At 45.1% G+C, this 8,868-nt stretch carries 9 protein-coding genes; 8 read left to right on the forward strand and 1 reads right to left on the reverse strand.

What is annotated here, in order from left to right; genetic code table 11:
* Window positions 1-25: 25 nt before the first annotated feature.
* The 7 genes from AC5590_RS28415 (at window position 26) to AC5590_RS28445 (ending at window position 6,331) form a co-directional block, all read left to right on the forward strand.
* Window positions 26-484 carry a hypothetical protein gene (locus AC5590_RS28415; RefSeq protein ID WP_318284287.1) on the forward strand — a complete coding sequence of 153 codons (459 nt, stop codon included), beginning with the start codon at window positions 26-28 and terminating at the stop codon, window positions 482-484.
* Between the two features lie 280 nt (window positions 485-764).
* Window positions 765-1,079 carry a hypothetical protein gene (locus AC5590_RS28420; RefSeq protein WP_169266670.1) on the forward strand — a complete coding sequence of 105 codons (315 nt, stop codon included), beginning with the start codon at window positions 765-767 and terminating at the stop codon, window positions 1,077-1,079.
* A 350-nt stretch (window positions 1,080-1,429) separates the two neighbouring features.
* Window positions 1,430-3,157, forward strand: coding sequence for a succinate dehydrogenase/fumarate reductase flavoprotein subunit (locus AC5590_RS28425; RefSeq protein WP_169266671.1), 1,728 nt, complete (start codon window positions 1,430-1,432; stop codon window positions 3,155-3,157).
* Window positions 3,158-3,363: 206 nt separating this feature from the next.
* Complete coding sequence (locus AC5590_RS28430; protein ID WP_169266672.1) at window positions 3,364-3,792, forward strand: GNAT family N-acetyltransferase; 429 nt, start codon at window positions 3,364-3,366, stop codon at window positions 3,790-3,792.
* 149 nt (window positions 3,793-3,941) lie between these two features.
* A complete protein-coding gene (locus AC5590_RS28435; protein ID WP_169266673.1) occupies window positions 3,942-4,520 on the forward strand; it encodes a Uma2 family endonuclease in 579 nt (192 codons plus the stop codon).
* Window positions 4,521-4,859: 339 nt separating this feature from the next.
* Window positions 4,860-5,480, forward strand: coding sequence for a TMEM165/GDT1 family protein (locus AC5590_RS28440; protein WP_169266674.1), 621 nt, complete (start codon window positions 4,860-4,862; stop codon window positions 5,478-5,480).
* 140 nt (window positions 5,481-5,620) lie between these two features.
* A complete protein-coding gene (locus AC5590_RS28445; protein WP_169266675.1) occupies window positions 5,621-6,331 on the forward strand; it encodes an alpha/beta hydrolase in 711 nt (236 codons plus the stop codon).
* 164 nt (window positions 6,332-6,495) lie between these two features.
* Here AC5590_RS28445 and AC5590_RS28450 read toward each other — a convergent pair whose 3' ends face one another.
* On the reverse strand, window positions 6,496-7,356 hold the full coding sequence (locus AC5590_RS28450; RefSeq protein ID WP_169266676.1) for a tetratricopeptide repeat protein: 861 nt from the start codon (window positions 7,354-7,356) through the stop codon (window positions 6,496-6,498).
* A 399-nt stretch (window positions 7,357-7,755) separates the two neighbouring features.
* Here AC5590_RS28450 and patR point away from each other — a divergent pair, with 399 nt between their 5' ends.
* Entirely contained in the window at window positions 7,756-8,760 is a 1,005-nt protein-coding gene (gene patR / locus AC5590_RS28455) for a heterocyst master regulator PatR (protein ID WP_169266677.1), read from the forward strand.
* Window positions 8,761-8,868: the final 108 nt, after the last annotated feature.

Here is an 8,868-nt window from a genome sequence, read left to right on the forward strand (position 1 = left end):
TATAAAATGGCTCATCAAGAAACTTATGACTCAAAAAATCCAAGAATCTCCGACCGAATCTAAAGATGTGCGAGTTACTGCTACTTCAATAATTTGGGGTATCGCTGTAGGAATGTTAGCAATTTGTATCCCACTTTCATCTGCTACAAAAAGTGGTTCTATTTTACCTTTAGCTACTATGACCGCAGCCGCAATAGGTACTGTTGCTGTGTGGCGCTCTGATGACAAAAAATCAACCAAGAACTCTTTACTTCCGCAAAATGTAGAACTGTTAGAGCAAAGAATTGCTAACTTAGAAACAATTGTAACTCGTGATGATTTTGATTTGCGGATGAAAATTAAACAGGTAGAATCTCGCGATCGCGTAGCGCGTCCTACTGCTCAAAGTCGCGGAGCGACTTTGCCCCAAATCGGAGATTTGGGGAAGCCTGTTCTGAAAGAACAGGCTTCGCAGTATACGGACGAACGCAAAAGTGATAAGTAAATAATTTTTCTCAAACTCACTAACTTTGTGTTACATATAACTCGACTGGCAATTTTTGATAATTGCCTTAATTTCTTCTTAATCTTGTATTACTCTTTTTTCTTTTTTCTTACCATATTATTTTAATAATTTATGCCTACTCTGTCAGATTGGCATGTTTCTATAAAAAAAAGATCTAAATTGTGAAGCGATATTACATTTTTGAAAAAAATGTTTAGAAAACGTCTGAAAAGCAAACATGGTTCTAACGTGGAACCTAAGAAGATATTAGAGGCAATTTATGACGAGTAACATTCAAAAGTTTCGATTTGTCTGTACCCTGACATTTGGCGATATCTATGGTCAAATCATTGTTTGGTTGATTACCATTACAATAAGTTTGGCGTCAGCTTTGGCGTTGATGGGTGCCAGAAAACCTGTTTATGCTTTAGCCACTGTTGGACTCGTAGTTTTATTATCTTTGCCTTTCTTGCTTTTTGCCTTCGTGACTACCTTGCTAAATCACATTGAAGTGTCTCCTATAGAACCAGGAACAAAAATGGAACCAATTCCAGGTAATGTGTCACAGCAACAACCTGTAGAGGTAACTAGCTGATGGATTTTAGATAGAGGACTGAAAAATGATTAGTTGTTAACGGCAAATGGTAAAGAAGAAGCTAATGCATGTCTAAGTTACTTGATTTTTTTGGCTGTCATTAGTCAGCGCGTCGCTTGTTATTACAAATAAACTAATGACCAAAACATATAAACTCCGTGAACGGCTCAATGTGTAACTTAACAAGTACAACAGCGTAAGCTTACAACTAAACAATTCTCATTCCTGACTTCAAAGTTCATAACTGACACCACATCCCTGTCTGTTGGCGGGGAATTTTTTTGACCCACGCAACGTATCAGCTTTTTACAATATAACAGCGATCGCTTTTTGATAATTGGGGATTTGTGATGCTTGAACACGATGTGATTATTGTTGGGGGTGGGTTGGCTGGGTGTCGCGCTGCAGTGGAAATTGCCCGCATTGACCCCAGTTTAAACGTCGCAGTGGTTGCGAAAACTCACCCGATTCGTTCCCACTCAGTCGCCGCACAAGGTGGTATGGCTGCGTCTCTGAAAAATGTTGATTCTGCAGACAGTTGGGAAGCTCATGCTTTTGACACTGTCAAGGGTTCCGACTATTTAGCAGACCAAGATGCGGTGGAAATTCTCACGCGTGAAGCGCCAGATGTCGTGATTGATCTAGAACACATGGGCGTTTTATTCTCGCGTTTAAACGATGGTCGCATTGCTCAACGCGCTTTTGGTGGACACTCTCACAATCGTACTTGCTACGCTGCTGATAAAACTGGTCACGCCATTTTGCATGAACTGGTGAACAACCTGCGGCGATATGGTGTGCAAATTTATCAAGAGTGGTACGTGATGCGCCTGATTTTAGAAGAAGGTCAGGCCAAAGGTGTGGTGATGTACCGTATCGAAGATGGTCATATAGAAGTGTTGCGAGCTAAAGCAGTCATGTTTGCGACTGGCGGATATGGGCGAGTTTACAACACCACGTCTAATGATTATGCTTCCACGGGTGATGGTCTGGCAATGACTGCTCTGGCTGGTTTACCGTTGCAAGATATGGAGTTTGTGCAATTTCATCCTACAGGGTTATATCCGGTAGGGGTGCTGATTTCAGAAGCGGTGCGTGGGGAAGGCGCGTATCTCATCAACTCTGAGGGAGAACGGTTTATGGAAAGATATGCTCCCAGTAGAATGGAACTTGCTCCGCGTGATATTACTTCACGGGCGATCGCCTACGAACTTCGTGCTGGTCGCGGTGTTCATTCAGATGGAAGTGCGGGTGGTCCCTTTGTCTATCTTGACTTACGACACATGGGTAAAGAAAAAATCATGAGTCGCGTTCCCTTCTCTTGGGAAGAAGCACATCGCCTAGTAGGTGTTGACGCAGTCACTCAACCTATGCCTGTCCGCCCGACCATTCATTATTGCATGGGCGGTATTCCTGTGAATACCGAAGGTCAAGTTCGTAGTAGTGGCGATGGTCTGATTGATGGCTTTTTTGCCGCTGGAGAAACTGCTTGTGTTTCCGTACATGGTGCAAATCGCCTCGGTAGTAATTCTTTGTTGGAATGTGTGGTTTATGGACGTAGAACGGGCGCTTCGCTTGCACATTTTGTGCAAAAACGCAAGCTTCCGATAGTAGACGAGCAACGCTACATCACTGAAGCTCAGCAAGAGATTCAAGCTTTGCTAGATCAGTCAGGAAAATACCGGATTAACCAAGTCCGCCAAGCCTTCCAAGATGACATGACTCAGTACTGCGGCGTTTTCCGCACCGAGGAATTAATGCGTGAAGGTCTAAACAAAGTGCAAGAATTAGAACAACAGTACTCGCAGATATATTTAGACGACAAAGGCAGTTGCTGGAATACAGAAATCATAGAAGCCTTTGAAACGCGGAGTTTGATGGTGGTAGGGCGTATGATTTTGGAATCAGCCTTAAATCGTCAGGAAAGTCGCGGCGCTCACTTCCGCGAAGATTATCCTCAACGGGATGACACCAACTTCTTAAGGCACACAATGGCTTATTATTCGCCAGCAGGGATTGATATCCAATATCGCCCAGTGGCAATTACGATGTTTCAGCCACAAGAGCGGAAGTATTAGGAAAGGCTGTAGAGACGTGGCATGTGCTACGTCTCTACATTATGCGTGAGGGTGTATGTGATTCTTCGGAGCGTCCCACGGGCGGCGATTGCCACCCGCTATGAATGAAAGAAACTATTTTGAAATCCCTAGCTTTAGCTATGGTGAAGAATGTCAATGTAACAAGCAAGATAAGTGACTCTAAAATATTATCACTATGAGCTACTATGAGCGAATTCAAAATTACTTGTGAGAATAGTTCAAGTCCTTCCGATTTAAAGTTCCTGCAAGAGAAAGTTTCTGAATATAACTTTTCCCAGATAGGTCAGTATGAGTACAAACCACTAACAGTTTTTATGCGCGACCAAGATAACCAAATTATCGGTGGCATCGATGGTATGACTGGTCTAGGATGGTTACATATAGCTAGCTTGTGGGTTACAGATGATATTCGTGGTAGTGGCTATGGTAAGAAATTGATCACTGCAATAGAGGAAGAAGCCATATCCAGAGGCTGCCACAGTGCTTATGTTTTTACATATGACTTTCAAGCGTTACCTTTTTATGAGAAAGTGGGCTACAGCATTTATGGTCAATTAGATGATTTTCCAGTAAACCACACGAGGTACTTTTTGAAGAAAAAGTTAAATCAATAAAACGGTAATGTGTCAGAGCATGTTTTAGCTCAGCTTGATAAATCGAGAAAATAAAAACTTACAGTAGGGGATTACCTAATATTTCTTACAAGCAACGCCCGCTAAGATAGTTTCAATATTCGTTGATCAATGCGTTAAGTATATAAACTATGCAGACAAAAGAAGCCCCTTTCACTCTTCGGCTTTGGACGGTGAAGGAATACCAGAAAATGGCAGAGTTAGGAATTTTTCACCCAGAAGAACGAGTGGAATTAATCGCAGGACAGATTGTTAAGATGAGTGCAAAAGGAACTGTCCATACTACTACTGTCAGGCGTATTGCTAATGTTCTGCGTGATAAATTACAAGGTCAGGTAGATGTTCATACTCAAGATCCAGTCCAATTAAATGATTTTTCCGAACCAGAACCTGATATTGCTGTAGTAAAGCTTGATCCACTCGATTACGTTGACCACCATCCTACAGCCTCAGAAGTTTATTTGATTATTGAGGTAGCAGACAGTAGCTTTAAATATGATTGCGAGACTAAAGGTAAAGCCTACGCGAAATCAGGAATTCTAGATTATTGGGTACTAGATGTTAATAATCGTAAACTCCATGTTTTTCGAGAACCTACTCAAGAGAAATATCAGAGTGAAGTAATTTTTTCACAAGAGGCAATTATTTCACCTTTGAATTTTCCTAACTTAATGATTACAATTGCCGATATATTGCCACCAAAACAGTAAACAGTGAAAACTGTTCCCTGTTCCCTGTTCCCTGTTCCCTGCTCCCTGCTCCCTGCTATAACTGATAACTGATAACTGTTAACTGAGCCATTGGTTGACTATAACTTTGGATAGATGTATAATTACTCAGAAGAAGGGGAGTAGCTGCTGGCAATGATATTGGCCAGTACACCTGAGTCAACATACTGGCACTAAGCCTGGTTCAGGTGACGAGTAAGTAATTAGCTTCTTGGAAGTGAGACCTTCACTAAGTTCACATGCAAAAGTGTGAGCTTGGTGGAGTCTCACTGCTCGCATCAAGCTCACACAAGAGAAAGATTCTTAAAGGAGCTTGAGAGAGTGTTAACAGGTTTTACTGCAGCTTTGTTGCTGATCACGGTTTCAGAACTGGGAGATAAAACGTTTTTTATCGCCGTGATTTTAGCGATGCGTCACTCACGGCTGCTTGTATTCGCAGGTGTGATAGCGGCTTTAGCTGCAATGACAATACTTTCTGTTGTCCTAGGACAGGCAGCTTCCTATCTTCCAAAAGTTTACGTTCATTTTGCGGAGATAGCTTTATTTTTTGCCTTTGGTATAAAGCTACTTTTTGATGCAAGTCGAATGCCTACTTCTAGTTGCGATGCAGAAGTTGTGCACGAGGCAGAAGCTGCAGTGAAGCAGGCAGATATGAAACTGCCGAAAAAGAAAAATACTTTAGCAATTTTAACAGAAGCCTTTGTACTGACATTTATGGCAGAGTGGGGCGATCGCACACAAATTGCCACAATTGCCCTCGCAGCAGGAAGCAACGCCATTGGGGTGACAGCGGGTGCTATTTTGGGACATGCCATTTGTGCTGCTATTGCAGTTATTGGCGGCAGAATGTTAGCAGGGCGAATTTCTGAACGCACACTCACCTTTTTCGGTGGATTTTTGTTTCTAGTATTTGGTGTCGTCGCCGCCATTGAAGGAGCGTGATACCAATTCAAAATTCCAAATCATATCATGTCCGGTAAATTACTTGTGATATGTCATTGCGAACGGAGTGAGCCAAATCTGTGTTTGGCTTAAGGTACCTCCCCACTCGCTGGGGAAATTAATTGAATGGAGACACGAAGATGGTAGAGATCCTATTTGTACACGGTGCACTCGTCCGCGACGGTGCCTGGTGGTGGCGGCGGGTTGCCGAGCGGATTTATGAGCAGACCGGCACGGCGAGCCGGGCGATCGAGTTGCCGTCCTGCGGAGAGGGCGCTCCACCTGGGACCGCCGGCTTGCTTGAAGATGCCCAGGCGCTTCGCGACGCGCTCGACGACGTGGACGAGGCCGTCGTCGTCGGGCACTCCTACGGCGGCACGGTCATCGCGGAGGGTGCCGACCACCCGGCCGCTCGTCATCTGGTCTACATCACCTCGTACCTGCCAGACATCGGGCAGTCGCAAGCCGACATCATGAGCGGCGAGCAGGATCCGGTCGGGCTCGCGCCGGGCGACGACGGCACAATCCGCGTTGCCGGCTACACCGCCTCCTCGTTGGGCGACCGCTTCTGGCAGGACCTGACAGACGAGGAGGCCCGAGCCGGGGCGTGGGACCGCCTGACCGCGCAGTCGGTACGTGCCTTCGGGACACCGACGACCCGGGCGGCATGGCAAGGCAGACCCTCGACGTATCTCGTCTGCGCGGAGGATCGCAGCACCTCCCTCGCCCTGCAACGCTTCCATGCTGATCGGGCTACCCGCTCGATCGACCTGCGCACCGGTCACCACCCGTTCCTGTCCCGACCCGACCTCGTTACCGAACAGCTCATCGAAGTGCTCCGCACCGACTGAAGGCGCAACGTCATCGGCTATGCCGGGAGACCCTTTCGGCAGTTCCTCCTTGGGGAAACCACCAAGGAGGAACTGCCTCACCACCGCACTGGCTCCTTTTGACTTGATACTTTTAACTTGTTTTGCCCCTACACCCCTACACCCCTACACCCCTACACCCTTAGTTATTGCTTAGGCGTTGATGTCGGCGTGGGAACGGGAGTAGAAGATTCGCTTGCCCGCTTATTAATTTCGTCTTTATACTGGCTTGGCGCTAAAGCCGCAGCTTGGGTAAACAAAGTTTTTGCGTCCTCAGCTTTGCCCTGTTCTTTCAGGAGCGTTGCTTTGGCTAAAACGGGACGAAAATCCTGCTTATCCTTGCTTATTGCTTGGTCGTAAGCACTGCTAGCTTGAGTATAGTTTTTTTGAGAGGCGTATACGTTGCCTAAAAGCACTTGTACAGCAACTGTATCCACACTTCCTGGCTGAGTTTGATTTGCTTTGTTTGCAGTATTGAGAGTATCTTGTAGCAAAGTGATAGCTGCTTCTGGGCGTTTTTCAGACAGATCCAACGCTACCATACCTTGTAAAGCCTCAAGGTTGCCGGGTTTCTTTTGTAAAACAGAACGATAAGCTTGAGCGGCTCCTTCCTTGTCGCCAATTTGCTGCTTGGCTTGAGCCAGTAACACTGCGTATTTTGTTTCTTCTGGCTCGATCTGAGTTAATTTTTCCAAAGGTTCAATTACACCCTTGATATCACGTCCACCCAAGCTTAGCAATTGTAGTCGAGTCTCAAGCAAGCCTCGCAGCGCCGTTTGATTTTCCGGTTCCCGCTGCAAAACTTGTGCATAACCCTGTGCGTCATTTTCCAGTTTCGATTTTAGATCAGAGGAAGGTGAAACACTTCTAGTGCTTGTGGATTTCTGGCTGGAACTTGGCGTTTGATTAAACGCCTCAAAGATTGGCACCACCGAAACTCCGACAAAAGCAAGAAGTACCAGCACCAACACTACATTAATCATCCAGTGTTTGCGAGATTGAGACACAAAACCATCCTTAAATTCTAATGAGATTATCGTTGACCCTGAGCGCAGCCGAAGGGTTGACAGAAAAAATGAAAGTAAAAAATCTCAAAAATTTTGCGGAAACCCACGAATTGTTTGTGAATTTTATAACAAAAAGCAATATACGCATTTCACGTAACTGTTGAGTTTAGGAGGAACCGTTTGAAATTGTAGCTATGATATGCTTCCGAAACTAACATAAAAACGCTAAATTACAGATTTAGGGTGTCTATGTAAAGTTTTGCGTCTTTAGTATTGCACAAAGCGTTAAGACGTGGGTGTCTTGAAAGGAAATATACTTACAAGCGCCGCACAAACGCTCTTTTCAGCAGCCTTTGTAAAATCCCACAATTGGGATGTGTCTCCGCCGCAAGGAGTTTTATGAATTCCGACCTGATGCCGTTACCTGAATCGTCCAATTCAACTGCTTCTAAACAAGCTTTAGAAAGCAAAGACACAGCTGCAATGAGTATCGATGCAGCAACTCCCGCTTTTCAAGAAAAAAATTCACCTGTGATCTCTAGTAAGACTGCTAATGATCAGAACTTAGAAAACCGGCAACAGCCGATTCAAGATCCCAGCGAACTAATGCAGTACCGGGCTATTGGCTTAGTGCGGGGTCGCTACGTTGCCAATAGTAGCGAACAATTTACTCAAGGTTCAATAGTAACTACAGATGGTACACAACTCGAAGCCGTCCTTCTGGGTCGGATGATGAGTTTAGTCAAAAATCATTTGGACTTGGAAAAAGAGCATCTGTGGGTTGTTTATCCGCGCACTCGGCAAGAAAACGACAAACTACATCTACAAATTGTCGGAGTTTGGGAGCCGGAAAACTTGGCTAAACATCAAATAGCCAATGACAAGCAAAATTCGGCTTCACAAGAAGATTTGCCAATACCCGAGCGGAATAATTCATCAAGCGCCCTCCTCCCCTCATCAGAAGTTCCAGATGGTGATTTTTCTGTTCGTGGCGAGGTTGTTTACCAGTCTTATGAAGCTGAACACTTAGTCATCAAAATTAAGCAAGCTGCGCGCAAACAAGATGACAAACCAAAGTATTTCAAGTTGAAAATTAAAGGTAAGCTTGAAGCCAGAGCAGTGGGTAAGTTTTGGGATTTACAAGTCAAGCGCGAAACTGACTCATTAGTAGTAGAAACCGCTGAGGCGATCGCTGATTTGCCCAAAAGGCGCAGACCACCACAAACAAGATATGGCGGCGCAAGTCGTCGTCCTAGTGGAAAAAAACCATTTCCTCCAAGACCACGCAACGGCGAAATTCCACGCCCAGTAAGGAAAACAGGCGACACAGGTGCAGCGTCAATACCGATATCCTCAAAACCTATACCTAAGCCCGTTAAGCGTCTGAAGCCACCGGAAGAGTAAGAGGACAAGGAGAATAAGACCTCACCCCGCCCAGAGGGCACCCCTCTCCTTAATAAGGAGAGGGGATGGGGGTGAGGTTTTTAGCAGGATTATTGAAAAATGTTTGAT

The sequence above is a fragment of the Brasilonema octagenarum UFV-OR1 genome (assembly GCF_963888615.1).
GTDB classification, from domain to species: domain Bacteria; phylum Cyanobacteriota; class Cyanobacteriia; order Cyanobacteriales; family Nostocaceae; genus Brasilonema; species Brasilonema sennae.